Source organism: Sorangium sp. So ce145, from assembly GCF_051525985.1.
In the GTDB taxonomy this organism is placed as follows: domain Bacteria; phylum Myxococcota_A; class Polyangia; order Polyangiales; family Polyangiaceae; genus Sorangium; species Sorangium cellulosum_B.
The window spans coordinates 7140050-7166899 of record NZ_CP150315.1; the positions used below are offsets into that span (position 1 = coordinate 7140050).

A 26850-nucleotide genomic window follows, 5' to 3' on the forward strand; every position below is an offset into this window, starting at 1 on the left:
GGGCGCCTACTCGGGCAGCGCGCTCGCCTCTTCCTGAGGCACCTTCGCGCGCGCGCGGCGCGCCTCTTCCCGGACGGCCGCGAGGCCGGGCGGCCCCTCGGGCGATCGCCCGCCGCGGTTGGTCACCGCGGCGAGCCACGCAAACGGCGAGTCGGGCGCGCTCTGCGCGACGAGGAAGACGGCGCGGGACGCGTAACGCGAACAGCCGTCCTCGCACACGGGCAAGACGAGGCGGAGCCCTCCGCCGCCACCTCGGCCCACGAGGGGCGCCACGCGGAGCTCCGATGGAGGCGGCGACAGCACGGCCATCATCGCGCGCGCCATCCAATCGACGAGTGTCGCTCCGGACATGGCAGGCGGCTCGGAGGTCGGCATCCCCGCGCCGTCCGCCGCGTCGAGCCGGCTCGGCGGGAGCGCGAAGAGCCCCGCTCCATCGGCCGCCGCCGGCGACGGCAGCAGCGCGCCCGCGAGCGCTCCCACGAATGAAGCCAGCTTGAGTCCGAATCGCATACGTGCTCCGTCTGCGGCACGTCCAGCAGGCCCCATGCCAGCCATGCGCTGCCGGCCGCGGCGTCGCGGCGCCGCATCCACGACGGTCCGCTCCGTTCGGCGCGCGTGACGGTTCGCCACAGCGTGGCGCGCAGAGCCCGATCCCGCGCGGCCTCGTCGCTGCGCGCTGGAGGTGCCGCGGCGAGCCGGAGATGCCCGCTTCGAACAGGAGAATGGCCCCCGCCGCGCGAGCGCCGCTTTCGCTTGCCAGAAGGTCCGGGCGCCGTTAACCGTCTTCGTCATGCCCGACCGAAAGCCAGGGCTGAGCCCGCTTCAGGTGAAGTCCTCGGTCCAGCCGGGCGCTCCCCTCCCGTCCGCTCCGTCCGAGCCGGTAGCGAGCATCCTGCTCGTCGACGATCACCGCGCGAACCTCCTCGCCCTCGAGGCCGTGCTCGATCCGCTGCGCCAGCGGCTCGTCACCGCGCAATCCGGCGAGGAGGCGCTGGAGCACCTCAACCGCGAGGAGTTCGCGCTGATCCTCATGGACGTGAAGATGCGCGGAATCGACGGCTTCGAGACGGCCGCCCGCGTGAGGGGGCTCGATCGGGCGAGGCACACGCCGATTATCTTCATCTCGGGGCTGCCGGAGGACGAGGACCGACGGTATCGCGGCTACCGCGAGGGCGCGGTCGACTATGTCGTCAAGCCGTTCAATCCCGACATCCTCCGCGCCAAGGTGGCGGTCTTCGTCGAGCTGCACCGGAGGGCCGAGCAGATCAAGCGGCAGGAGGCCGCGCTCCGCCAGCTGGAGCGCCAGGCGAGCGACGAGGTGTTCCGGCGCATCATGGACACCAGCATGATGGGCCTGCTCTTCAGCGACTATGAAGGGCGCGTCATCGAGGCGAACGACTGCTTCCTCTCGATGATCGGCTACACCCGCGAGGACCTCAAGGCGGGGCTGCTCAGCTGGCAAGAGCTCTCTCCGCCGGAGTACGAGCACGTCCACCACGACGCGATCAACGAGCTGAGCCTCCACGGCGTCACGAGGCAGTTCGAGAAGGAGTACATCCGCAAGGACGGCAAGCGCGTCGCGGTCCTCGTCGGGTCCGCCCGCATCGAGACGCAGCGGCGCAACCTCACCTACGTGCTCGACATCAGCGAGCGCAAGCGCGCCGAGGCCAACGTCAGCCTCCTCGCCGGCGCGGGCGAGATCCTCTCGTCCTCGCTCGACTTCCGCGAGACGCTCGGGCAGCTCGCCCGGCTCGTCGTCCCGCTGCTCGCCGACTGGTGCGCCGTGGACATCCAGGGCCAGGACGGCGCGATCCAGCGCGTCGCCGTCCAGCACACCGACCCTCGGAAGGCGGAGCTCGTCCGCCAGATCGAGCAGAGTTATCCTGTCGATCCCGCGGCGAGCCGCGGTGTGCCGAAGGTGCTCCGGACGGGCGAGGTCGAGTGGGCGTCCGATATCCCGGACTCCCTGCTCGTCCAGAACGCGCGGGACGAGGAGCACCTCCGGATGGCGCGCGAGCTCGGCCTCCGGTCGTACCTGGTCGTGCCGCTGGCGGCGCGCGGCCGCGTCCTCGGCGCGATCACGCTCGCGCACGCCGAGTCGGGCCGGCACTACACGAAGGTCGACGTGCAGTTCGCCGAGGAGCTCGCCCGGCGCGCCGCCCTCAGCGTCGACAACGCCCTCCTCTTCGAGCGCGAGGTCACCGTGCGCAAGGAGGTCGAGACGCTCGCGGAGGAGCTGAAGCACAGCGAGGCGCAGTTCCGGCTGCTCGCCGAGACGATGCCGCAGCTCGTATGGACGAACCGCCCGGACGGCCACCACGAGTACTTCAACCGGCGCTGGTACGACTACACGGGGCTCACCGCGGAGGACACCGGCGGCGAGGGCTGGAGCCGGATCATCCACCCCGACGAGCACGAGCGGGCGATCGAGGCCTTCCGGGAGGCGCTCCGCACGGGCGAGCCGTACGAGAGCCAGTGCCGGCTCCGGCGCGCGGACGGCGTGTACCGCTGGTTCATCGGCCGGGCGGTCGCCGCGCGCGACGGGTCGGGCCGCATCGTCCGCTGGTTCGGCACGTACACGGACATCGACGATCAGAAGCGCGCCGAGGAGGAGCGGCAACGGCTCGTCCAGGCGCTGGAGCGCAGCAACAAGGAGCTCGATCAGTTCGCGTACGTCACGAGCCACGACCTCAAGGCGCCGCTCAGGGGCATCGCCAACCTCTCGCAGTGGATCGAGGAGGACCTGAACGACAAGATGACGGCGGAGAGCCGCAAGCAGCTCGATCTGCTGCGCGGGCGCGTCCACCGGCTCGAGAACCTCATCGACGGGATCCTGAGCTACTCGCGGGCGGGCCGCGCCCGCGAGAAGCCCGAGGCGATCGACGTCGGCAAGCTCCTCCGGGAGGTCATCGAGCTGCTCGCGCCCCCGCCGGAGACGCTCGTGGAGATCGCCCCCGACATGCCCGTCCTCGTCACGGAGCGCGCTCCGCTCCAGCAAACGTTCCTGAACCTGATCGGCAACGCGCTGAAGCACGCCGGGGGCGCCGATCCGGAGGTCCGGATCAGCGCGCGCGACGCCGGGCCGTTCTGGGAGTTCTCGGTCTCCGACAACGGGGCGGGCATCGCGCCCGAGTACCACGACCGCATCTGGGGCATCTTTCAGACGCTGAAGGCGCGCGACAAGGTCGAGGGCACCGGCATCGGCCTGTCGGTCGTGCAGAAGATCGTCCAGAGCAAGGGCGGGCGCGCGTGGGTCGAGTCCGCCGTCGGCGCCGGCGCCACCTTCCGGTTCACCTGGCCCAAGATCGAGGCCAGAGAGCCGTCATCCCCCTGATGAGCCCGCCTCGAGCGCGGGGCGTGGCGCGCGGCGACACGCCTCGATCGCCGGACAGGCACGGAGCTTGAACGACCTCCTCCGAACACAAGGCGGCTTATCGCGGCCGACCTCGAAAGGAGGATTCACATGCTGTCGATGTCCAACCTGCCCAGGCTCTGCCTGGGCGCGCTTGCGCTCTCGCTGTTCACCGCGTGCGCCGCGGCGCCACCCCCGCAGCAGGCTCGGCCCGAGCCGAGGTTGCCGAACCCGGGCCCGGATGGAGTCTACAAGGTCGAATGGCCCGATCTCAGGGAAGGCGAAGATCGGTTCATCGGCCTCACCCTCGGGGCCGACATCGCCGATGTCTGCCGCCTTCCCAAGACGAGCTTCGCCTTCGACTCCTCCGAGCCGCTCCCGCAGGAGCACGTGGAGCTCCGGGCGCTCGTCGACTGCCTGCGCTCATCGAGCCTGGAGGGCGCGAGGATAGAGCTCGTCGGCCGCGCCGATCCGCGCGGCACCGCGGCGTACAACCAGGATCTCTCGCTCCGCCGCGCCGCGCGGGTGAAGGAGATCCTCGTGAAGGAGGGCATCCCTGCGGATCGCATCACGACGCGCGCGACGGGCGCCTCCGAGGCGGTCGGAGCTCAACCGATGTACTCCTATGGTTATGATCGCAGGGTCGACGTCGCGCTGATCGGCGTCGCCCATGCCCCCCGGTGACGCGCGCGCTCGCCCGCTCGGCGGGCGCGGCTCGGAGCCCTGCCGGAGCGGCGCTACAGCTGGCTCTCTCTCCCTCTCGGCAGGGCGGCTCTCCTCCTCCAATCCCACCTCTTCCGTTGGCGACGGCGCCGCGCGCCGCGGCCCTTGGTTCACCGGCGCTCGTCTCACGGCGCGTGTTGCGCCCGAGGCGCGTCACGACAGCTGTGGCGTTTCGTCACGCGAGCGCCACGGCGGCGCTCCGCGGCCCCGGGGACAAGCGCTGTGGGCGCAAGCTCTCGGTTGGTCCGGGCCCTGCAATGGTTTCCTGACACGAACCGGCGGATGTCGTGTCCGTCACGAGGAGACAAGAGCCATGACGAACCGAATGAACAGCGCGGTGGGGACTGCGAAGGGTGTGGTTGAGTCGGCGGCTACCGGCGCGGGCGTCGCCGCGACGGCGGCCAAGACGACGGCGTTCGACGTCGCGAAGGCGGTCGCCGGCGTCGCTGCCACGGTCGGGGCGCTCGGCTTCGACGACGTGCTCGGCTGGGTCGGGCTCTCGCGCAAGCGGAGCCCGCTCACGGCGCTCGGCCTCTTCGGCGCCGGCCTCGCGGTGGGCGCGGGCGTGGCCCTGCTGCTCTCGCCGACGTCGGGCGAGGCGCTGCGCCGCGAGCTCCTGACCCGCCTCGACGGCCTGAAGCGCCAGGCGACCCGCGGGGTCGAGCAGGCCGAGCGCAAGGTCCAGGACAAGGTCGGCAGCGCGGTCGACGCGGTGAAGGGCGCGGTCGCGCCGTCCGACGCGAGCTCCGCGAACTCGCATTACGGCATCGAGGGAGCTGGGCTGTCCCACGGCGGCGAGAGCGGCCATCACCTGAGCTGAGGCGCTGGCCGTGTGGCTCGAAGCCATCATCACGCGGGAGGATCTCGCGCAGATCCTGGGCGAGTTCCTCCCGGTGAAGATCCACCTGGACGACGACGAGACGACCGATCGCTGGCTGTACCTGGGCAAGGCGACCGAGATTGCCCTGGCCGACGACCTGGGCTTGCGGGTCACCTGCCCGGCGGAGCTCCAGTGGTCCATCGCGGGCGTCAACCCCACCATCCGGCTCGATGAGCTCAAGGTGCTGATTTGCCCCGAGATCATCGAGAGGAACAAGGGGAGCGTCCTGGCGTTCAACGTCGAGCTCGAGGAGGCGGACATCCGGGGCATCCCCTCGATCCTCGATCACACCGTCATGAAGGCGGTCAACGCGGCGCTCGCGAACAAGCGGCCTGAGTGGAACTTCACGAAGACGCTCACGCACACCGTGGGGCTGCCCTCGAACCTCGATCCGATCGAGGGGCTGCACATCGGGGTCGCCTGGGGCAAGCGCCGCATCAGTCAGGACGCGCTCGTGCTCGTGGTCTCCTTCAAGCTCAATTTCGTTCGAGGCGACTGAGCTTCGCGGTTCCCGACAAGCGCCCCGCCCCCCTCTCCGGGGTGGCGGGGCGCTTCGCTCGAGCGTCGTTGGGTCCGGAATCACGCTCGCCCCTTACCCCACGATCCCGGAGGGGGCCGGGCATCCCATCGGTCACCAACGTGAACGTTTACGTTTACGTTTACGTGGACGTTCGGAGGTGGGGGGACTCGGCGCGAGGCTTGGTTAACGGTTATGCCGAGCCGACCTGAGGAGCCAGGTGAATCCTCCCGAGCCGACCCCCGCGCCCGCGCGTGAGCGCGCCCGCGATGTCCGAGTGCTTGACGAGCCCGAGGTAACTCTCTCCGTCGAAGACGGCGACCACCGGCGTGTTCTTCTCGATCATCTGCCGCCCCACCTCGTCGAGCGACACGTCCGCCTCCACCCGGGGCACATCGCAGCGCATGATCCATGCGATGAACGACCCCTCCTGGCCGGCGGCCAGCGCGCGCATGACGTCCGTGCGCGTCACGACCCCGATCACGCGGTCCTCGTAGACGACCGGGAAGTCCGGCTCCTGGCTCGCGAGGATCCGCCGCGCGGCGTCGCCCACGAGCTCGCCAGGCCACAGCTGGACCGCTCTGCCCTCGCTCGCAGGCTCTTCGGGCGGCGCCACCGGCGCCATCACCGCCTGCGCCGCGCGCCACTCCCGCCGCGCCTCCACGAAGAGGAGCGCCGACAGCGCGGCCACGACGAGCTGACCACCGAACAGGCCCATGAAGAACAGCACCGCCGCCGCCGCTTGCCCGAACGCCGCCGTCATCGACGTCGCGAGCCAGGCGCCGGTGAGCGGCGAGAACGCCTCGCGCAGCGCGCGCCCCCCCTCGAGCGGCAACGCCGGAAGCAGGCCGAGCAGGGCGATCGCCAGGTTCGCGCTGGCAATCCACACGATCGCGGCCTCGCGCGAGGGCGCCTCGGCGGCCCGAAGGACCGAGATCCACCCGAGCTCGCCCACCCCGCGCTGGGCCTCGACGGCCAGCGCGAAGAGCGCCGCGAGCGCCACGTTCGCCGCGAGTCCGAGCGCGGCGCCCTGCGCCCGTCCCACAGCAGGACGCGACCGGCTGACGATCGGGCCGAGCGGCGAGAGCTGGATCTCCCGCAGCCTCTGCCCGAGCTGCCTGGCCACGATCCCCTGCACGAGCGCCTGGAACCCCACGCACCCGAGCAGCGCCGCGCCCAGCGCGCAGCCGAAGAGCGCGCCGCTCCAGCCGTGCCGCGCTCCCCACTGGAGCGCCCCGATCGGGAGCAGCAGGCCGAACGCCGCATGTACAAACACATCCACACCGCCGAGCCGCGTGATCCTGATGACCGACTTCATGGTGTCTTGCTCCTGGGTTCCCGCAGGCACCTGCACATGGCGGGAGGCGCAGTTCCGACGTGCCACTGCCCCCTCCCCCGGGGCGTGGCGAACACCTCGTCGCGCGATCGACGGCTCGGCGGACGGGCACTTGTCCCAGATCTTTCTGATTTTACTGCAAATCACGTGCCGATTTCCTGCGCCTCACCTGCGAGGGAGCGGCGCGCGGAGCCATTCTGGCGTTCAGGGAGGGCGCGACTGGCCTGAAGGGCTATTCCGCGGCGCTGGTGGTCGTCATCGCGTCGTCATCGCGCCACAGAGCCCCTGCGGCAGGGCCCGGAGCGGCCTGCGACACCCCCGAGGGACACAGCGGATGCCGGGCTCATCACACGTCGCCTGAATGCCGCGGTGTGGCGTTCCGCTACATGGTGGGCGCACACCGTCACGGCGCCACATCGGGCAGCCTGTCGCCCGCTCCAGCCCGGCGCGCGCGGCCCGAGGCCGGACCACGCCCCTCTGCCGCTTCCGAGAGAGAGGCGCTCCGGGTCAAACGCTCCTGCGGCAGGTACGCGCCGCCCTCGAGCTCCTGGACCCAGCGGACCATCTCCTCGCGAAGCCAGCACCGAAGATCGAACAGCTGCCCAGGATCGCGCGCCGAGACGAGGAGACGCACCTGGATCGTGCGCTCTGTCACATTCGTGACCTGAACGGCCTTCACGCGCTCGTCCCAGAGCTCGCTGCTCGGGAGGATCGACTCGAAATGCCGCCGCACGGCGTCCACGGGGGTCCGGTAATCCACGTAGATCTCGACGGTGCCCAGCTTCGCCGCCCCGTGCTTCGTCCAGTTCTGAAACGACTGGTCCAGGAGCCTCGCCGTCGGGACGATGAGCCGCCGCTCGTCCCAGATCTTCACGACCACGTGGGTCAGCCGGATCTCCTCGATCGTCCCGAACTCGCCGTCCACCACGACCTTGTCGCCGAGGTCGATGGGGCGGGTGAACAGGATGTGGAGGCCCGACAGGATCGCGCCGACCGGCTTCTGCGCCGCGAGGCCGAGCACGACGCCCGCGATGCCGGCCGACGCCAGCAACGAGACGCCGACGTTCCTCACCGCCTCGAAGTTCAGGAGCACGAGCGCGCTCGCCACGATCACGATGAGCACCCGCGCGACCCGCTCGAGCACGCGCGCCTGGGTGCGGAGCCCGCGGGACGACTCGCTCCCCTCCTCGAGGTGACGCAGGGCGCGCGCGTCCAGCACCTCCGTGAGGATCCCCACGATGCGCAGAAGGAGCCACGCCACCCCGCCGATGAACAGCGCCGAGAGGAGCGACCGCAGATCCGTCACGAGGCCCTGGCCGAGCCGGGTGAGCTTGGCGAGGCCCGCTGTCAGGACGACCCCGAGACAAAGGGTCACGGGGCCGATTGCCGCGTCGAGTGTCTTTTCGTCCCACGGCGTCGCGGTCCGTCGCGCGACGACCGAACCGGCGCGCCGGAAGGCGCCCGCGGCGATCCGAGCGAGCCCGAAGCCGACCGGAACGCTCGCCGCGACGATCACCCACGGCCACACTCCATCCCCCGGGATCCCCAGCCGGGCGCCGAGCGATTCAAAGTTCGAGTTCTGCATGCGTCCACTCCTTCACCAGCGCACCAGCGCCGCGCGCGCCTCCGTGGCCTGGAGCCCCGGGGACACGGGCCTCCCCGCCGCGCCCCGCCGCGCTCTGGAGAGCGGCGGAGAGGGCCGTGACCGGGCGAGGCGCGCCGGGCTCATCCATCGTGTGTGCGGCGTCCCCACGGCACAGGGCGTGCCGCGGACCCCTCCCCCGCGTGCCCAGCCAGTTCTCCGCCGCTCGCCGACAGGAGCGCGCGAGGACGGATGGAGGCAGGCGCGCCCCATGGCGGCGATCCGCGCCAGCGTCGCTCGACCCCCGCCGGGTGCGTGCGACCGACCCGAGCGGCGCGGCATGCGGTGTGCACCGGCGATGACAGGCGATGAGCGGCGGAGCCGACGGCGCGTCGAGATCGGCTGAAGAAACGCGGCAAAGGGATCGTTTATGTCAGAGCGCAGAAGCCAGGTCGATGATCTCACTCGGCTCACCGAGGAGGATTTCACGCGGCTCACGCAGGAGACCGAGCGGCTCGCGAAGCACGTCGAGGATCTCCGGCACCGGATCGCCGCGACGACCGCGAAGCGGCGCGCGTCCTCCGGCACGCTCCCTGCGCAGAGCGCCGCCCCGTTCGCACCGCAGCACGGGTCCCCCTCGGAGCGGACGCACAACGCGACCCCGGAGCGTCCGTGCGACGCCGCCGCGGAGCGGCCGTATGACGGGACACCGGAACGGCCGTATGACGGGCCACCGGAGCGGCCGTATGAAGCCGCCGAAGAGCGGGCGCACGACGCGGCGCCGGAGCGGCCGCTCCGCGGAGCGACGGAGAGGCCGCCCCCCCGCCACTCTCCCTTTCCCGAGCGCACCTCGTGCCTCGCGAACGTGTCGCGATGGCTGCCGCCGCTCAGGACCGCGAGAGATGCCATGGAGTCGGGCGTCCATGAGAGGGTGGGAGAGGCAGGGCGTTACAGCATCATCACGCCGCGCAACAAGCCGAACGATCTCCCGACGAGGCGCCGCACGCCCAAGTCCGACGTGGCCTGAGGCGCCGGCTCGGAGGGCCGTCCCGCCGGCGCAGGAGGCCGCTTCCGCCGGTGTGCCGCCGCGGCCTCACGCGCGCGCTCTGCCGACCGCGCGCCGCTGGCACGCGCGCCTTGCGCGCCGACCGCGCGCCGCACGCGCGCGCGCCTTGCGCGCCGCACGCGCGCGCTGCGTGCCGCGCGTGGCGCGAAGCTTGCCCGGCTGAGCGCCTGCTAGTAATACGAGCCCATGCTGCTGCGCGGTGGGAGCAGAAGCGCATGGCCGACGTGCCATGAAGCCTGAACCCGAGGGGCCCCCGACGGCCGCCTCTCGGCCTTTCAGCGAGGGCCCCGCTCCTCGGCTGCGGGGAGCCCCAGCGCAGCCTCGACCGATGAGTCCGCCGTCCAGGCGAGGGGGCCTGTCCTCCTGCCGTCCTCTCGCGCGGCGCCCTGGGATCACGCCGGGGCACCGGGTCCGACAGCCTCCAGCGCCCCTGAGCCCCTCCGCGCCCGGGGCGCGCGCTCATTTCCCTTCTTATTGACCGATCGGTCCTGCCTGCAGGCGGGACCTGGAGAACAGCGGCATGGAGCAGCGAAGCGACCTCGACAAGGCGGCCCGCAAGGCGAGAGCCGGCAATGGCAAGAGCAAGAAGGCCGCGTCCGGGAATGGGCTGCAGGACGGCGCCGCGCGCGCGAGGAAGGCCCGCCCGGCCGAGCGCTCCCGCGCCGCCGCGCCGCTCGAGAGCGACGAGCTCGACCGTCGGACGCTGCTGATGTCGCTGACGGGCCTGAAGAAGGGCGATTTCTCGGTGCGGCTGCCCGTCCACTGGCTCGGGCTCGACGGGAAGATCGCCGATACGTTCAACGATGTCGTCGAGCGCAACGAGAAGCTCGCGAAGGAGCTCGCCCGCCTGAGCCGCGCGGTGGGCAAGGAGGGCAAGCTCTCCCAGCGCGCCTTCATCGGCGAGGTGAGCGGCGCATGGGCCGACGAGATCGCGTGCATCAACGCGCTGATCGGCGATCTCGTCCACCCCACCGCCGAGACGGCGCGCGTCATCGGCGCCGTGGCCAAGGGCGATCTCTCGCAGACGATGGCCCTCGAGGTGGACGGCAGGCCGCTCGACGGCGAGTTCCTCCGGACCGCCAAGACCGTCAACACGATGGTCGAGCAGCTCGGCTCCTTCGCCTCCGAGGTCATCCGCGTGGCGCGCGAGGTCGGCACCGAGGGCAAGCTCGGCGGGCAGGCCGACGTCCGCGGCGTCGCCGGCAGCTGGAAGGACCTCACCGACTCCGTCAACTCGATGGCGGGCAACCTCACCTCCCAGGTGCGCAACATCGCCGCCGTCACAACCGCCGTCGCCACGGGCGATCTCTCGAAGAAGATCACCGTCGACGTGAAGGGCGAGATCCTCGAGCTCAAGGACACCATCAACACGATGGTCGATCAGCTCCGCTCCTTCGCCTCCGAGGTCACCCGCGTCGCCCGCGAGGTCGGCACCGAGGGAAAGCTCGGCGGGCAGGCCGACGTCCGCGGCGTCGCGGGCACCTGGAAGGACCTCACCGACTCCGTCAACTCGATGGCCGGCAACCTCACCTCCCAGGTGCGCAACATCGCCGCCGTCACCACCGCCGTCGCCAACGGCGATCTCTCGAAGAAGATCACGGTCGACGTCAAGGGCGAGATCCTGGAGCTCAAGAACACCATCAACACGATGGTGGACCAGCTCAACTCCTTCGCCTCCGAGGTCACCCGCGTCGCCCGCGAGGTCGGCACCGAGGGAAAGCTCGGCGGGCAGGCCGACGTCCGCGGCGTCGCGGGCACCTGGAAGGACCTCACCGACTCCGTCAACTCGATGGCGTCGAACCTCACGGCCCAGGTGCGCAACATCGCGACCGTCACCACCGCCGTGGCCAAGGGCGATCTCTCGAAGAAGATCACCGTCGACGTCAAGGGCGAGATCCTGGAGCTCAAGAACACCATCAACACGATGGTCGATCAGCTCAACTCCTTCGCCTCCGAGGTCACCCGCGTCGCCCGCGAGGTCGGCACCGAGGGAAAGCTCGGCGGGCAAGCCGACGTCCGCGGCGTCGCGGGCACCTGGAAGGACCTCACCGACTCCGTCAACTCGATGGCCGGCAACCTCACCTCCCAGGTGCGCAACATCGCCGCCGTCACCACCGCCGTCGCCAACGGCGATCTCTCCGAGAAGATCACGGTCGACGTGAAGGGCGAGATCCTGGAGCTCAAGAACACCATCAACACGATGGTCGATCAGCTCCGCTCCTTCGCCTCCGAGGTCACCCGCGTCGCCCGCGAGGTCGGCACCGAGGGAAAGCTCGGCGGGCAGGCCGACGTCCGCGGCGTCGCGGGCACCTGGAAGGACCTCACCGACAACGTGAACTCGATGGCCGGCAACCTGACGAACCAGGTGCGCGGCATCGCCAAGGTCGTGACCGCGGTCGCCAACGGCGATCTCAAGCGCAAGCTGGTCGTCGACGCCAAGGGGGAGATCGCCGCGCTCGCGGACACGATCAACGGCATGATCGAGACGCTCGCGACGTTCGCGGATCAGGTGACGACGGTGGCGCGCGAGGTCGGCGTCGAGGGCAAGCTCGGCGGGCAGGCGAGCGTGCCCGGCGCGGCCGGCACGTGGAAGGACCTCACCGACAACGTGAACCAGCTCGCGGCGAACCTCACCACGCAGGTGCGCGCCATCGCCGAGGTCGCCACCGCCGTGACCAAGGGCGATCTCACCCGGTCCATCAAGGTCGAGGCGCAGGGCGAGGTCGCCGCGCTGAAGGACAACATCAATGAGATGATCCGGAACCTCAAGGACACGACGCTGAAGAACAGCGAGACGGACTGGCTCAAGAGCAACCTCGCCAAGTTCTCGCGCATGCTCCAGGGGCAGAAGGATCTGCTCACCGTCGGCCGGAGGATCCTGTCCGAGCTCGCCACCGTCGTCACGGCGCAGCAGGGCGTCTTTTACATCATGGATGCCTCCCGCGAGGAGCCCGTCCTGAAGCTGCTCGCGAGCTACGCGTTCAAGGAGCGCAAGCACGTCGACAACCAGTTCAAGCTGGGCGAGGGGCTCGTCGGGCAGTGCGCGCTCGAGAAGGAGAAGATCCTCCTCGTCAACGCGCCCCCCGATTACATCACGATCACGAGCGGCCTCGGCGACGCGCCCCCGGTCAACATCATCGTGATGCCCGTGCTCTTCGAGGGGCAGGTGAAGGCCGTCATCGAGCTCGCGTCGCTCGAGCGCTTCAGCCCGACCCACCAGGCGTTCCTCGACCAGCTCACCGAGTCGATCGGCATCGTGCTCAACACGATCGAGGCCAACATGCGCACCGAGGACCTGCTCAAGCAGTCCCAGTCGCTGGCGCGCGAGCTCCAGAGCCAGCAGGAGGAGCTCCAGGAGACGAACGCCGCGCTCGGCGAGAAGGCGCGCCTCCTGGCGGAGCAGAACGTGGAGGTCGAGCGGAAGAACCACGAGGTCGAGCAGGCCCGCCAGGCCCTGGAGGAGAAGGCGCGCCAGCTCGCCCTCACGTCCAAGTACAAGTCGGAGTTCATGGCCAACATGTCCCATGAGCTCAGGACCCCGCTGAACAGCCTCCTCATCCTGTCGGACCAGCTCTCCAGGAACAACGACCAGAACCTCACCGCGAGGCAGGTCGAGTACGCGAAGACGATCCACGCGTCAGGCACCGATCTCCTGGGGCTCATCAACGACATCCTCGATCTCACGAAGATCGAGTCGGGCACCGTCGTCGTCGACGTCGGAGAGATCAGCTTCACGGACCTCTCGGACTACGTGCGCCGCACGTTCCGGCACGTCGCCGAGGCGAAGAAGCTCGATTTCGAGCTCTCCTTCTCGTCGACGCTGCCGACGTCGATGTTCACCGACGCGAAGCGGCTCCAGCAGGTGATCAAGAACCTGCTCTCCAACGCCTTCAAGTTCACCGAGCGCGGCAAGGTGGTCCTGGAGGTGACAGTGGCTCGCGGCGGCTGGAGCCGTGAGAACGAAGTGCTCAGCCGGGCCGATGTGGTGATCGCCTTCTCCGTCCATGACACAGGGATCGGGATCGCGCCGGACAAGCAGCAGATCGTCTTCGAGGCGTTCCAGCAGGCGGACGGGAGCACGAGCCGCAAGTACGGCGGCACCGGGCTCGGGCTCGCGATCAGCCGGGAGATCGCGGGGATGCTCGGCGGCGATCTCACGCTGATCAGCGCGCCGGGCCGCGGCAGCACGTTCACGCTCTACCTGCCGCGCACCTTCCGGCCCGTGCGGGCGGCGCGGCGGCAGCCGACTCACGTCCTCGACGCGCCGCCGTCCATCGAGGATGCCGTCCACAGCAGCCGGCCGTCGGATCGCACGTCCGCGAGCGCGGACGTCCAGATCATCGACGACAGCGAGAGCGTCCGCCCCGGCGACCGCGCGATCCTGATCGTGGAGAACGACACCGTGTTCGCCCGCTTCCTCGTGGATGTCGCGCGGGAGCACGGCTTCAAGGCGGTCGTCGCGCTCCGCAGCGCGACCGCGCTCTCGCTGGTGCGAGAGATCCAGCCCGCGGCGATCACGCTGGACATCAACATGCCCGACGTCGACGGGTGGCGCGTGCTCGACTGCCTGAAGCGCGATCTCTCGGCGCGGCACATCCCGGTCCAGGTGATCACGACAGAGACGGAGGAGGAGCGGAGCCGCGCGCGGCGGATGGGCGCGGTGGGCCTGCTCAACAAGCCGCTCAGCAGCAGGACGGCGCTCGACGAGGCGTTCGCGCGGCTCGCCGGGCTGATCGGCTCGCCGCGGCGCCGGCTGCTCGTCGTCGCGCCGGACGAGGCCTCCTTCGCCCCGGTGACCGAGCTGCTCGGGGACGAGGCGGTCACTGTCGCCAGCGCGGCGACGGCCCAGGAGGCGCTCGACGCGCTCGATCGCGAGGCGTTCGACGCGATCGTGATCGACCTGCGCCTGCCGGACATGCCCGGCCTCGAGCTCATCGAGCGCCTCGATCGCGCGGGGCGCTTCGCGGATCTCACGGCCATCGTGCACGCGCCGGCCGGCGTCGCCGGGGACGACGAGGCGCAGCTCTCCCGGCTGGCGCAGAAGCTGCCAGTGAAGCATGTCCAGTCGAGAGAGCGCCTGCTCGACGAGATTACGCTCGCGCTGCACCGCCGGCTCTCGGATCTGCCCGAGCCGACGCGGCTCATCGTGGAGCAGCTCCACGAGTCGACCGCCGCGCTCGCCGGCAAGTGTGCGCTGATCGTCGACGACGATTTCCGCAACATCTATGCGCTGAAGACCGTCCTCGAGAGCTACGGGATGACCACCCTCACCGCCGACACGGGGAAGGCCGCCATCGAGCTCCTGGGGAGCACGAGCGGGATCGACGTCGTGCTCATGGACATCATGATGCCGGAGATGGACGGATACGACACGATCCGCGCAATCCGCAAACAGCCGGCATTCCAGACGCTACCGATCATCGCCGTCACGGCGAGGGCGATGAAAGGCGACCGGGAGAAGTGCCTGGAGGCGGGCGCGACCGACTACACCTCGAAGCCGGTCGACACGGAGCAGCTGCTGGCGCAGCTCCGCATCTGGCTGCATCGCTGAGCTCGCTTCATCTCCCGTCACAGCCGCTCTCCACACCACGCCCCGCGATCGCCCCCGAGCACGCCCGGCGGTTTCGTCTGCGCTGCAACGACGCCTCAGTGTGGCGCACCTGCGCAAGCTCTTGCGCGGCTCACGGGCGATCGGCTGCGCGGAGCGCCGAGCATTTTCCGCATTTTCATTTGGCATGCCGCCTGCTGTCGCCTGCTGTGGCGATGTGGGTTTCCAGAATACAGGCAGGACGCGCGCGCGAGGACGTTCATCGGGAAAGGAGCTGTAGGTGAGGCCAAAGCTGGTGACCGGTCTTGTCAGGACGTGGTCGGACGCCGAGAGGTCGGTTGAGCGCGTGATGAGCTGCGGATACACGCGTGACGCCATCAGCCTTGTCATGAGCGATGCGGGGCGCGACCATCGCGCCGTGGACGGAACCGCGGGCGCGGCGGCGGACGTCGGCGGAGCGGCGGGGGCGGCCTCGACCGCGCTCGTCGTGCTCGGCGCGGGCGTGGCGTTCCCTGGCCTGGGGCTCGTGGCGGCGGGGCCCATCGAGGCCGCGCTCGCCGGAGCTGGCGCGGGCGGCGCGGCCGGCGGGCTCGTCGACGCGCTCGTCAGCGCCGGCATTCCCGAGCACCGGGCGAGCATCTACGACAGTGGCCTACGACAAGGCGCGATCCTCGTGGGCGTAAATGCTTTCTCCGACCGAGACGCTGAGATCCTGGAATTGATCCTCGAGTATGCCGGCGCCGAGGACGTCCGGAGCGAGAGCTCGCAGCGGCGTCCTTACGACAGCTTCATCTGAGCGGTCGCGGGAAGGCGGAAGGCACGTGGCAACTTGCCTCGCTGAGGCGCGCTGCCGCTGACGCGCCCGTGCAGGGTTTCAGGAGCTCCCCGAGCGGATCGCCTGGCACACGCGATGCTCCAGACTCGGCGCGTGCCGTCGCGTGGCGAGCGGCGGATGGCCGGAGCAGACGGCAGGAGAGCGCATGTCGAGCAACATGACCCAGGCGTTCGAGCACACCTCAGGGGAATGCTTCGAGGTGGGCACGGTGGTGGGCGAGAAGTACCAGCTCCTCCGCAAAGCGGGAGAGGGCGCGATGGGGTCTGTCTGGGTCGCCACGAACACGGCGCTCGAGGCCAATGTGGCCATCAAGGTGCTGCGGCCGGAGATGCGCTCTCCCGCGATCGCCGAGCGCCTGCTGCGCGAGGCGCGGGCCGCGGCGAAGCTCAGCCACCCCGGGATCGTGCGTGTCTTCGATCTCGGCAAGACCGCGGGCGGCACCCCGTACATCGTGATGGAGCTCCTGGAGGGCGAGGCCCTCCGGGACGTGCTCTGCCGCGAGCACCGGCTCGCCCCCGAGGTGGCGCTCGCGATCCTGCTGCCGGTCGCGAGCGCGATGCACGCGGCCCACGAGCGGGGCGTCGTCCACCGGGATCTCAAGCCGGACAACGTGATGCTCGCGAATCAGGGCGACGGGCGGATAAGGCCCAAGGTCGTCGATTTCGGGATCGCGAAGGTGACGTGGACCGAGCCCGAGTCCGGATCGACGGGCGCGGCCGTGATCGGGACTCCGCAGTACATGCCGCCGGAGCAGGCGCTCGGGCAAGGCCACATCGATCATCGCGCGGACATCTGGGCGCTCTGCACGATGCTGTACGAGGCGATCGCGGGCGAGACGCCGTATGCCGGGGAGCACGGGTTCGGGACGCTGCGCGCGATCGTCCAGGATCCGGTGCGCTCGCTCGTCGAGCGGTGCGGCTCGGATCCGGCGCTGTGGTCGATCATCGAGCGCGGGCTGCGCAAGGATCCGGCGGATCGCTGGGGGAGCATGCGCGAGCTGGGCAGCGCGCTCGCGACGTGGCTTGTCTCGAGGGGAGTCTCGGAGGACGTGAGCGGCGCGTCGCTCCGCGCGCAATGGCTGGACGAGCGGGCCAGCCAGGTCCCGTCGCCGTCGCCGCGGCTGAATGCGGTGAGCTCCGCGCCGACGCTGCACTCGCGCCGCGCGGACGACTCCCTGGAGCTCCAGCTGCCCGCGACGGCCGCGGCGGGTCACGGCGCGCCGGGGGCGGCGGCGGGTCACGGCGCGCCCGGGGTGGCGGAGCGCAAGGGGATCGAGGAGAGCGGGGAGCGCGCGTGGTCCGAGGCGACCGCGATGGTGAATCTGCCGGGGGCGGCGTCTCCGTCGCCGCGGTCGCCGTGGCGGGAGCGCTTTCCGCTCCGCGGCGTCGCGGCGGCCGGGCTCGTGGCCCTGGCGGGAGCGGCGGTGTGGAGCGTCGCGCTGGGCACGGCGGATCGCGCGGGCGAGTCGGCGCCGGCGCCGCCGGTCCAGCCCGTGGCGATGATCGCCGCGGCGCCGTCTCCGGCGCGGCCGCCGATCGAGGCGAGCTCCGGTCCGGCCGGCGTGGCGCACGGGAGCGCGGCGCCGCCGGCCGGGCCCACGACGCCGCGCCCGGCGCGCGCGCTGAAGGCCCCGGTCCCCGCGCCTCAGGCGCCGGCCACGGCCGCCGCGCGGGCCGCAGTCGCGGCGCCGGCGGCGAGCGCGCCAGCCGCGGCCGGGAAGCCGACGGCGCCAGCGGCGAGCGCGCCGCCCGGGTCGTCCGGCCCCAGCGCGGGCGCGGAGGCGCCGGCCTCGGCTGCGCAGCCGGTCGCCGCCGGCTCGGCGCAGGCGCCAGGGAGCGCCGCCTGTCCGGCTGGCGAAGGCCGGGAAGGCGGGGAAGCGGCCTGCCCGCCGGCCGCCGAGGCGCCCGCGAGCGCCGTGGACGTCTACGATGACGCCGGGACGGCCGAGAAGGAGCCGGGCGTCCACCGTCCGGCGACCTCCGAGGAGGGGCCGCCGGCCGCGGACGCCGGCGCAGCGGAGGGCTCCTCGAGCGCTCCAGCGGCGCCGTAGCGGCCCGGATACCGATTGAAACCGCCTGAATAGGGCAGAATTTCGAACCGCCAAGCGCGCCAAGGACGCCAAGATTTTTATGATCTTCTTGGCGTCCTTGGCGCGCTTGGCGGTTCATCTCTCGGTTGGATGGACGCTCTAGACGCCGAGCGCCCGCAGAAACCCGCCCTCGCGCTCGGCCTCGTGGGGCGCGCCCGCATAGCGAGGCTCCACCAGGTCGAGGCCGAAGCTCCACAGCGCGTTGCGCGCCTGCGCGAAGAGGCCCTGCCTGGGCAGGTTGTCGAGGCGTACAGCCTCGCTCCGCCCGAGGTCCTGCTCGAACAGGCGGGCCGCGTCCCTCACGAAGGCGGGCTGCTTGACGATGAGGTTCGCCTCGCTCACCCACCTCAGGCTCGTCGAGTTCGCGTTGAAGGTCCCCACCGTCGCCCAGTCGTCGTCGATCACAGCGAACTTCGCGTGGAGCATCGACGGGAGGAACTCGTGGATCTGGAGCCCGTTCTCCAGCCATGACGTGTACCGCGCGAGGCTCGCGTGGCGGATGGCCGGGAGGTCGGAGTCGCGCGGCACGATGATCTTCACGTCGATCCCGCGGCGCGCGGCGTCGATGAGCTCGCGCTCGAGCCCGCGCGGAGGGCAGAAGTACGCGTTCTCGATCCACACCCGCCGCCTCGCCGCGCGCACCCGCGCGAGGTGGCGCTCGTAGATGACCGCGGGCGGCGCGGGCGCGTCGGTGATGAACTCCACGTCGCCGTAGACGCCGCCCGTCCAGTAATCGAAGGAGCGCCCCGCGACCTCGTCGGCGAGCATCCAGCGGCACTCGAACGCCCGCGCCATGTCGGTCACGCAGGGCCCCATCACCCGGCTACAGACCTCGTGCCAGCCGTCGCCGCCCTCGTCGCGCGGCAGCCACTCGTCGGCCCACGCGGCGCCGCCGACGTACCCGGCGCCGTCGATCACCACGATGCGCGAGTGCTCCCGCGGGAACAGGGCGCCCCCGCGGAGCACGGCGCCCAGCGGCCTGTAGGCGCGGGCGCGGATGCCGCGAGCCCGCATGTCCTCGAAGAACGCCGCCGGCGTCGTGTGGCTGCCGAGCGCGTCGTACAGGAGCCGGACATCCACGCCGCGCCGCGCGGCGCTCGCGAAGGCGTCGGCGAAGCGACGACCCATGAGATCGTTGCGGTAGATGTACGTGGAGATCCATATCCGCTCCCGGGCGAGCGCGATGTCATCGAGGAGCGACTCGAGCACCCATTTCATCCCGGGGAGGAGGCGCGTCGTGTGGAGAGCGCCCCCTGCCGCGGCGCGACCGGTGCTGGAGTCCGCCCTGGAGCCTGGAAACGTCGGCGCCGAGCAGGTCATGTCGAGTCCCGAACGCCGGGCGGCTGCAGCTCGATTGCCACAGCGGCCCGCGCGCCCTCACCGCCGTGGCTCAAGCAGCCCGTGTGCCACATTGCCAAGGCGCGATCGCGCGGGGAAGTCAGCAACAGGAGCCTCATGACGTGGCAAAGCGCCACGCTCACGGCGCCGTCCGCGGCGCCTGCGAGGCAAGCGGCCTCTCCGGCGCAGCGGCCGCCCTCGCGAGCTGGCCGCGCGTGCGCGAGCGGGCCGCGGCGTGCGCGGGCGGGCCGCGGCACCAGTCTTGAACGGCGTGGGCGCGATGATCCCCGCCGCCCGCGACCTCTCCGCCCATCGGCCCGCCCGGACGCGCACCAGGTCGCGCAGGGCGCCGTCCGAGCCCGAGCCCACACCGCCGTCCGCGCCGCCGCTGCGGCGCCGGCTCGCCCTGGATCCCCTGCACGCGATCGGCGCGCTCGCGCTCGCCTGCGTGGCCGCGAGCGCCTTGTTCATGCACGCGCTGGAGACGCGCGAGGCGACGGCGCAGGGGCTCACCCTGCGCGTCGCTTACCCCGAGCGGATGCGCTTCCGCGACATGGAGCGGGTCACGTTCGACGTGGAGAACACGGCGGGCGAGCCCTGCCGGGCGGCCGCGCTCACGATCGACGAGGCTTACCTGGACAGCTTCGAGGAGCACCACACCACGCCTGCAGAGGCGGCGTTCGGGCGCTTCGCGCTGGGCGACCTCGCGCCCGGCGAGCGCCGCCGGATCGACGTCGAGCTCCGCGGCGAGCGCAGCTGGCTCGCCTCGGGCGACGCGACCCTGTCGTGCGGTGGGGAGCGCGGCGTCCACGTGCCGCTCCGCACGTTCATCTTCCCCTGAGATCACCATGGAGACCGTCGCCCGCGTCGCCTTCGTTTATGTCTTCCTCGCCGCCGCGTTCCGCGTGCTCGGCAAGCGCGAGCTCAGCTCGATGTCGCCGTTCGAGCTCGTCACGCTCATGCTGATCCCGGAGATCGTCTCTCAGGCCCTCGTCCGCGAGGCGTCGCTCGCGAACGCGCTCGCGGGCGTGTCCACCGTCCTCGTGCTCGTGTTCCTGACATCCCTCCTGACGCACCTCTTCCCGAAGGCGTCCGAGGTCATCGACGGCTCGCCCACGGTGCTGGTCGCGAAGGGCCGTATCCTGGAGGAGGCGTGCAACCGCGAGCGGATCCAGCCGGAGGAGATCCTGTCCGAGATGCACAAGAGCGGGCTGGAGCACCTCTCGCAGGTGCGATGGGCCATCCTGGAGGCGGACGGCGCGCTCACCATCGTCCCGGAGCAGGGCCACGCCCTGCCCGTCTCGCCGCCCAGGGCGCGGGACGAGCGCGTGTGAGCGCCGGAGCGCCGGGCCCCACGTGGTCGAGGCCGGCGGTCGCGGCGGCGGCGATGTACACGGCGTACGTCGCCTCGATCGCGGGGAGCCGGGTGTCGATCCGCGTTCGCGGCGCCGCGGTGCCGGTCGAGGCCGCGGTCGCGCCGGGCGTCGAGCTCGAGGTGATCGCCGAAGCTCACCTCAACCGCAGCTCGAGGACACGCTCGGCGCGGCGCTCTTCGAGCGCGCTACTGCGGCTTCGCCTTCGCGGCCTCGATGCGCGTGATCACCCCCATCTCCGCCGCGAACAGCGACGCCCGCGGCAACGTCGTCACCTCCGGCGGCGGCCCCGGCTGGCCCGGCCAACCCGGGAAGCCCGCTTGCCCGTTCCGACCCGGTTTGCCGTCCTTGCCCTTCGTCTCCATGCAGGCCGGCGCCACACGACCACCCCGGCCGCCGACGCCGGCGAGACCCCCCTGCCCTCCAGGGCCCGCCGGCCCCGGGGCCCCGCCGAGGCTCTGCGTGAGCACGCGGCCCCTCAGCTTGTAGACCGCCGCCTCGTCGAGCACGATGCGGATCCGACCGCCGTTGCCGCCGGGCCCGCCGGGCCCGCCGGGCCCGCCGTCGGTGCCGTTCGTGCCGTCGCCGCCCGGCGTGCAGTCCGCGGCGTCGACGGCGGCGTCTTTACCATTCTCGCCGTTTTCGCCGGGGAGCCCGGGAGCGCCCTGCGCGCCCATCTGCCCGCTCGAGACGATCTGCACCGTCTGATCCATCGACGGGCTGATGAAATAGGTGCGTTCGCCCATCGCGTCGACGCGGATCAGCGCCGCGTCCGGGTAATAGGGGGTCGACAGGGTCGTGATCGCGATCTCCACGTCGGGCCCGTGCGCGCCGGGGCCGCCGCCGGGATACCACCTCCCGGGCTGGCACTGATACACGGGCCGGAGCTCCGACTCGCCCACCATGGACTTCGTGGTCTGACCGGCGACCGTCTTCTCCAGCCAACCTTTCAGTGTCAGCCCGGTGTCGGCGGTCTCCAGGGGGTTCGGCGGCGGGATCCAGACGAACTGCTCCCCCCCGGGGGACCCGGCACTGCCCACGATCCGGACGTCCTCCGGCTTGATCACCGCGTCCTCCTGGCCCAGGCAGCCGTGCGTCCGGTCGGTGCTGCTGCACGTGGTGCCGGCTTTCAGCTTCGCCACCACCTCGACCTGGAAGGGGTCGCCGGGGCAGAACTTGCGCTGACCCGACGCCGGCCGCACCTGCAGGTCGACCACCGAGAGCGGGTCGAGCTGCACCTCGGCGGGACCGCACGCCTGGAGCAAGGGCGCGCCCGCGAGCGCGACGGCCGGGAGCAGGCCCCGGCGGAGATGGCCAGTCTTCGGGCTTCCGTTCATGTCGTCTCCTCGCCTCACGCGCCGCCCACCGGCTTCACTTCACCCGGCACCGGGGCCGAGCCGACCACCGCGACCCCGGGCTTGCGCTTCGTCGGGTTGATCCCGGCCGTCTGCGCCCGCCAGCAGCCGCGCGGCACGGTCTGCCACACGCCCCGCACGAGCACCGCCTTCAAGAGGACGCGCCGGTTCTTGGGCTCGTCCACGTCGTCGCCCCGGTCCATCGCCGGGCACAGCTCGCCGTATCCCACGGGGACGAGCCGCGTCGGCTCGACGCCGGCCTTCACCAGCGCGCGGCCCACCGCCTGGGCGCGCCGCTCGGTGAGGTCCACATTGTACTGGAGACCTCCCTTGCTGGAGGCGTGGCCCTCGATCTCCAGCCTCCCGATCTCCGGGTGATCCTTGAGCACCTTCGCGACCTCGGTGATCGTGGCCTGCACCGGGGTCGTGAGATCGGCCGAGTCGGTCTCGAACTCGATCTTCTTCGTCTCCGGCACGTAGATCTCCGAGGCGTCGGCGTCGAACGCCACCTCGACAGGGGGGGTGTCCGGGCAGCCGTCGGAGTCGCGGTATCCGTTGACCGTCTCGGCCTGTGCAGGGCACCTGTCGGCCACGTCGGCGATCCCGTCGGCGTCGTTGTCGGGGGACGGGCAGCCGTCGCCGGGGTCGGGATCCTGGTTGTCCTCCAGGCGAGAGGGGCACTTGTCCTTCGCGTCGGCGACCCCGTCCCCGTCGGCGTCGGCCATGGGGCAGCCGTCCGCGGGCTCCGGCTCCTGGCCGTCTTCCTTCGCGTCGGGGCAGCCATCGTCGGCGAGCAGCACGCCGTCGTGATCCGGGTCGGGCGCCGGGCAACCGTCGTTCGCCTTGGGGAGGAGGCCGTCTTCCGGGGCGGCCGGGCAGGCGTCGTCGATGTCGGCGGCGCCGTCACCGTCCTGGTCGGCGCCGCGGCTCACCTCGGCGTAGACCGGCGTCGGAGGCGGCCCGCTGCACGCCGCGCCCGCGAGGCCCAGAAGGAGCCACGCCGCCCTCCACTGCTTGCCCGTCGGGGGGCTCCGTCGAATCATCCTACCCTTCCACTTTCATTGTCGAACGAGCACACTCTTCACCTCCGACACGCGCGCGCGGCCGAGCCCCTCGCACCGGACCACGCGGCCCCGTTCGACGACGAAGCTCGACGGGTCCGCCTTGAAGCGCACCATCTCGACCGTCAGCGTGTCGCCGTCGAGGCGCGCCCGGAGCGGCTTCGCGCCCACCTCCGTCAGCGTCACGAGGCACGTCGGTCGCGCCCGCGCCTCGTCGTACGAGGTGCCCTCGGGCGGCCGCGGCCGCACCCGATCTTCCACCGCGAGCAGCGACAGGTCGCCCGGGATCGGCGACAGCACCAAGCGCGCCTCCCCCTTCTCGTAGCCTTGCCTCGCGAGCTGCTCCGGATCGCGCACGCGCAGCTCCACCCCGCCGCCCGCCGCCACCGCGTCGTACACGCGGCCCGAGTCGCTCCGCCACGCGCCGACGACCCTCGTGATCGGCCCCGTGATCTCGCCGGTCGTGCCTGCCTGGGTCGCGACCACCGCCGGCGTCCCCGAGGCGCTCCCTCCGCCCGCCGCGACGCGTCCGCTCGCCGGCGCGCCCCCGGAAGGGGCGCTGTCACGCCCGATCCACCCCAGCGCGAAGGCGCCGCCCACGCCGAGCGCGGCGAGCACGAGGCCTCCCGCGACGAACAGCGCCGGCGAGGGCGACGCGCCCTTCTTCGCCGCGGCGGGTCGCGGGATCGGAGGCGGCGGCGTCACCGCGACCAGCTCGACCTCGGCGCTCCGCGATGGAGCGAGCGGCGCGATCGGCGGCACGTGGGGGACGAGCGCGACGCGGGTCGTCGCCGCGAACGCCAGGGCCCCGTGCGCCGCCTCGGGTGCGCCGCGCCGGTCCGCCGGTACGAGCATGTCCGCCGTGAGCTCGGCGGAGCCTCCCCGGAGGAACGTCCGCAGCACCGTCGCCATCTCGTCGGCGCTCTGGTAGCGGCCCGCCGGCTCGATCACGAGCGCGCGCTCCACCGCGGCCGCGAGCCTCGGATCGACCCACGGGGCGGCCAAGCGCAGCGGCGGCACCGGGCGCGAGCAGATGGCGAGGATGAGCCCCCCGAGCGCCTCGGTGTCGTGGTGCGGCGCGTGCCCCGCGAGCATCTCGTAGAGGACGACGCCGAGCGACCAGAGATCGGTGCGGTGATCGATGTGGTGCACGGAGTGCGCCTGCTCCGGCGACATGTAGATCGGCGACCCGACGATCGCACCGGTGCGCGTGAGCTTCTCGCCCGCGGAGGCCTCGCCGGTGATCTTGGCGATGCCGAAATCGAGCAGCTTGACGGTGATGCCGCCGCCGTCCCGCGCGCACAGGAACAGGTTCCCGGGCTTCACGTCGCGGTGCACGATCCCGCGCGCGTGCGCGCTCACGAGGCCGAGGCACGCCTGCACCGCGATCTTCACCGCGGCCTCGGGCGCGAGCGCGGAGACGCGGGCGAGCAGGCCTGCCACGTCCTCGCCGGCGAGGTGCTCCATCACCATGAACGGCGCGCCGAGCTCGTCGTGCCCGACATCGAGCACCTGCACCACGTGGTCCGACGCGATCGTCGCGGCCGCCTGGGCCTCCACCTCGAAGCGCCGCGCCAGCTTCGGGTTCTTCGCGATGTCCCCGGTGATGACCTTGACCGCGACGCGCCGGCCCGTGCCCGCGTGGTGCCCCTCGTACACGGCGCCCATGCCGCCCTCGCCGATCAGGCGGTCGATGGTGTACTTGCCGCCGAGCTTCTGGCCGATCATGCGGCCGGGATTCTATGCTCTTCTCGAGCCCGGGGCGGAAGAAGAGAGATGACGGCGACCGGTCGTCCGAGGAAGTCGTAATCGATGCGCCGCCGCGCGCCGTCGGGCTCGTGGACCTCGACGCGGTTGGCGTGCTCGTCCAGCACGAACCGCGTGCTCCCACCGTTCGGCAGCGCGGCGCCCACGAGCTGCCCGTGCTCCTCATAGCTGTACTCCACGAGCAGCCCCGAGGCGTCGTACGCGCGAAGCAGCTTGCCGAACGGCGTCCACTCATAGCGGACCTCGCCGCCGAGCGGGTCGATCTCGGCGATGAGCTGACCGGACGCGTCGCGCTCGTAGCGCGTCATGGCGCCGAGCGGATCCACGGCGGCGATCACGCGCCCGTCGCCGTCGCGTTGCCATGTCCATCGCGCGCCGACCGCGTCGACATAGGCCGTGATATTTCGGAGCGTGTCGTACTCCAGCGTGTGGGCGCTCGGGCCCCACGTGCCCAGATCCACAGCGCCGAAACCGTTGACGTGGGCTGCCCCGCCTCGTGCCGGAGCTCGACGGTGTTGCCCGCGCGGTCCACGATGCGCGAAAGGGGGACGACGCCGCGGGCATCCTCCGCGGCGCGGAAGACGAGGACCGAGCCGCTGTCGAGCGTGAGCCCATAGCCCTCCTCCTGGCGGGTGAAGTACATCCCGCCTTCGAGAGGGAGGACGTCTCCCACCGCCGGGGTGTCCAGCCGGAGGAACGTGCCGTCGGGCTTCCAGATCTCTACCGCGGAGAGCACAGCGACTGAAGGCGGGGCGCGTAGCGTGCTCTCGCAGGTGCTGGCGTACGGGTGCCGGCCAAGAGGGGGCCGGAGGCTCAGACGGGTGCCGCCACAAGGGATGGGAGGCTCGTGCGGGTGCCGCCCGAGGGGGCCGGAGGCTCAGACGGGTGCCGCCACAGGGGATGGGAGGCTCGTGCGGGTGCCGCCCGAGGGGGCGGGAGGCCCAGACGGGTGCCGCCACAGGGGATGGGAGGCTCGTGCGGGTGCCGCCCGAGGGGGCGGGAGGCTCCCGCGACTGCCACCCGAGGGGGCCGGAGGCTCGTGCGGCCGCAAATCGGGGCGGTGGTGAGGCGAGATCGGCGGAGAGCGTGCTGTCTCGACGTGCGTCGAGCGCAGCCGGGGCGCGCTCCCGGCGCAGCAGAGGCGCTCAGGATGGCGCGACGGCCGGGGCCCCCGGCGGCGGCGCCGGCGACTCCCCGGTGCCCTCGTTCTCCTCGGTCGCGGGCAGGGCGCGCGGCGGGTTGCGCTCGAGCAGCGCCAGGAAGGGGGCGCGCAGCGCTTCCAGGTGCTCGCGGGGCTTGCCGTTCGGCGTGTGCTCGACGAGCCAGTCCATCTCCTCGTGGATGGAGTTGAACGCCGTCCTGCAAGCGGCCATGGTCTCCCGGATGCGCTTCGACCGAGGGGCTGTGCGCTTCTGGCCGGGGCCCCGGCCGAGGCCCTTGGCGAGGGCCGCCGTTGCTTCGTCGATGCGCTTCAGGTGCGCCGCGGCGCCCACCTTCTTCACATCGGCCGCGAGCGGCGCCTTCTCCGCGATGGCGACCTGGTGCCAGCCGAAGTCCACCTCGGCGTCGTACCCATAGCCGGCCTGCTCGGTGCCCGCCCCCGCGAGCAGGGCCCCGCGGAGCCGAACGGCCGCTTCGCGGTGCGCGGGCTCTCGGTGCTCCGCGGCCGAGCCGAGGAACATGTGGAGCGCCCGCTGCGAAGAGTCCCACTCCGCGTCGAGCTCCGCGAGCTCCGCGGCCGATGCGACGCCGAGCGCCTCGTCGAGCTCCGCGATCGCCCATCGGACGCGCGTCTTCCACACGACCGGGCGCGGCGCGTCGAGGAACAACGCCGCCGGAACGCGGCTCGGTACGTCGTACTTCTCTATCGAGACGCTCTTCCAGACCCCTTGTTCGAGCTCGCGAGCGAAGGCGCTGAATGCCTTGTCCGTGACATAGCTGTATCCGTAACCTGCCACTGATCCCTCCTCCTTCCCCTCCGTATGAAACCGGGGATTTTAGCGGCACGCGCCATCTCCCGCACAAGCG

The 26850-nt window shown here is 71.5% G+C and carries 20 protein-coding genes; 11 read left to right on the plus strand and 9 right to left on the minus strand.

Annotation, left to right across the window (positions count from 1 at the left end; genetic code table 11):
• Positions 1-6 precede the first annotated feature (6 nt).
• Complete coding sequence (locus WMF34_RS26280; RefSeq protein WP_437989483.1) at positions 7-510, minus strand: hypothetical protein; 504 nt, start codon at positions 508-510, stop codon at positions 7-9.
• Between the two features lie 280 nt (positions 511-790).
• Between WMF34_RS26280 and WMF34_RS26285 the strand changes: the two genes are divergently transcribed.
• From WMF34_RS26285 to WMF34_RS26300, 4 genes are all read left to right on the plus strand, one after another.
• Positions 791-3334, plus strand: coding sequence for a PAS domain S-box protein (locus WMF34_RS26285; protein ID WP_437989484.1), 2544 nt, complete (start codon positions 791-793; stop codon positions 3332-3334).
• Positions 3335-3463: 129 nt separating this feature from the next.
• Complete coding sequence (locus WMF34_RS26290) at positions 3464-4036, plus strand: OmpA family protein (protein WP_012237732.1); 573 nt, start codon at positions 3464-3466, stop codon at positions 4034-4036.
• Between the two features lie 352 nt (positions 4037-4388).
• Positions 4389-4895: a YtxH domain-containing protein gene (locus WMF34_RS26295; protein WP_012237733.1), complete on the plus strand. Its 507-nt coding sequence runs from the start codon at positions 4389-4391 to the stop codon at positions 4893-4895.
• A gap of 10 nt (positions 4896-4905) precedes the next feature.
• Complete coding sequence (locus WMF34_RS26300; RefSeq protein WP_012237734.1) at positions 4906-5454, plus strand: hypothetical protein; 549 nt, start codon at positions 4906-4908, stop codon at positions 5452-5454.
• Positions 5455-5665: 211 nt separating this feature from the next.
• Here WMF34_RS26300 and WMF34_RS26305 read toward each other — a convergent pair whose 3' ends face one another.
• Together WMF34_RS26305 and WMF34_RS26310 are read right to left on the minus strand one after the other, a co-directional pair.
• Positions 5666-6790, minus strand: a complete 1125-nt coding sequence (locus tag WMF34_RS26305) for a CBS domain-containing protein (RefSeq protein WP_437989485.1) — start codon at positions 6788-6790, stop codon at positions 5666-5668.
• A gap of 421 nt (positions 6791-7211) precedes the next feature.
• Positions 7212-8393, minus strand: a complete 1182-nt coding sequence (locus tag WMF34_RS26310) for a mechanosensitive ion channel family protein (RefSeq protein WP_437989486.1) — start codon at positions 8391-8393, stop codon at positions 7212-7214.
• 427 nt (positions 8394-8820) lie between these two features.
• Here WMF34_RS26310 and WMF34_RS26315 point away from each other — a divergent pair, with 427 nt between their 5' ends.
• From WMF34_RS26315 to WMF34_RS26330, 4 genes are all read left to right on the plus strand, one after another.
• Entirely contained in the window at positions 8821-9417 is a 597-nt protein-coding gene (locus WMF34_RS26315) for a hypothetical protein (protein ID WP_437989487.1), read from the plus strand.
• Between the two features lie 559 nt (positions 9418-9976).
• A complete protein-coding gene (locus WMF34_RS26320) occupies positions 9977-15007 on the plus strand; it encodes a HAMP domain-containing protein (protein ID WP_437989488.1) in 5031 nt (1676 codons plus the stop codon).
• Between the two features lie 415 nt (positions 15008-15422).
• Positions 15423-15800 (plus strand): hypothetical protein, encoded by a 378-nt coding sequence (locus WMF34_RS26325; protein ID WP_437989489.1) that lies wholly within the window; start codon positions 15423-15425, stop codon positions 15798-15800.
• A gap of 184 nt (positions 15801-15984) precedes the next feature.
• Positions 15985-17889, plus strand: a complete 1905-nt coding sequence (locus WMF34_RS26330; RefSeq protein ID WP_437989490.1) for a serine/threonine-protein kinase — start codon at positions 15985-15987, stop codon at positions 17887-17889.
• Between the two features lie 138 nt (positions 17890-18027).
• On the opposite strand, the gene WMF34_RS26335 is transcribed toward WMF34_RS26330, so the two are convergent.
• Positions 18028-19248, minus strand: a complete 1221-nt coding sequence (locus WMF34_RS26335; protein WP_437989491.1) for a phospholipase D-like domain-containing protein — start codon at positions 19246-19248, stop codon at positions 18028-18030.
• A 298-nt stretch (positions 19249-19546) separates the two neighbouring features.
• Here WMF34_RS26335 and WMF34_RS26340 point away from each other — a divergent pair, with 298 nt between their 5' ends.
• Together WMF34_RS26340 and WMF34_RS26345 are read left to right on the plus strand one after the other, a co-directional pair.
• A complete protein-coding gene (locus tag WMF34_RS26340; protein ID WP_437989492.1) occupies positions 19547-20107 on the plus strand; it encodes a hypothetical protein in 561 nt (186 codons plus the stop codon).
• A 7-nt stretch (positions 20108-20114) separates the two neighbouring features.
• Positions 20115-20600, plus strand: a complete 486-nt coding sequence (locus WMF34_RS26345; RefSeq protein WP_437989493.1) for a DUF421 domain-containing protein — start codon at positions 20115-20117, stop codon at positions 20598-20600.
• A gap of 227 nt (positions 20601-20827) precedes the next feature.
• Here WMF34_RS26345 and WMF34_RS26350 read toward each other — a convergent pair whose 3' ends face one another.
• Genes WMF34_RS26350 through WMF34_RS26365 form a run of 4 tightly spaced genes read right to left on the minus strand, consistent with a single transcriptional unit; the run spans position 20828 to position 25283 of the window.
• Positions 20828-21976, minus strand: a complete 1149-nt coding sequence (locus WMF34_RS26350) for a hypothetical protein (RefSeq protein ID WP_437989494.1) — start codon at positions 21974-21976, stop codon at positions 20828-20830.
• A gap of 14 nt (positions 21977-21990) precedes the next feature.
• Positions 21991-23037, minus strand: a complete 1047-nt coding sequence (locus tag WMF34_RS26355) for an OmpA family protein (RefSeq protein WP_437989495.1) — start codon at positions 23035-23037, stop codon at positions 21991-21993.
• A 15-nt stretch (positions 23038-23052) separates the two neighbouring features.
• Positions 23053-24783, minus strand: coding sequence for a serine/threonine-protein kinase (locus WMF34_RS26360; RefSeq protein ID WP_437989496.1), 1731 nt, complete (start codon positions 24781-24783; stop codon positions 23053-23055).
• Complete coding sequence (locus WMF34_RS26365; protein ID WP_437989497.1) at positions 24780-25283, minus strand: hypothetical protein; 504 nt, start codon at positions 25281-25283, stop codon at positions 24780-24782. The genes WMF34_RS26360 and WMF34_RS26365 overlap by 4 nt, the downstream gene beginning before the upstream one ends.
• Positions 25284-25318: 35 nt before the next feature.
• Between WMF34_RS26365 and WMF34_RS26370 the strand changes: the two genes are divergently transcribed.
• On the plus strand, positions 25319-25567 hold the full coding sequence (locus WMF34_RS26370; protein WP_437989498.1) for a hypothetical protein: 249 nt from the start codon (positions 25319-25321) through the stop codon (positions 25565-25567).
• Positions 25568-25967: 400 nt separating this feature from the next.
• Here the strand turns inward: WMF34_RS26370 and WMF34_RS26375 are convergent, their stop codons facing one another.
• On the minus strand, positions 25968-26780 hold the full coding sequence (locus WMF34_RS26375; protein ID WP_437989499.1) for a hypothetical protein: 813 nt from the start codon (positions 26778-26780) through the stop codon (positions 25968-25970).
• Positions 26781-26850: the final 70 nt, after the last annotated feature.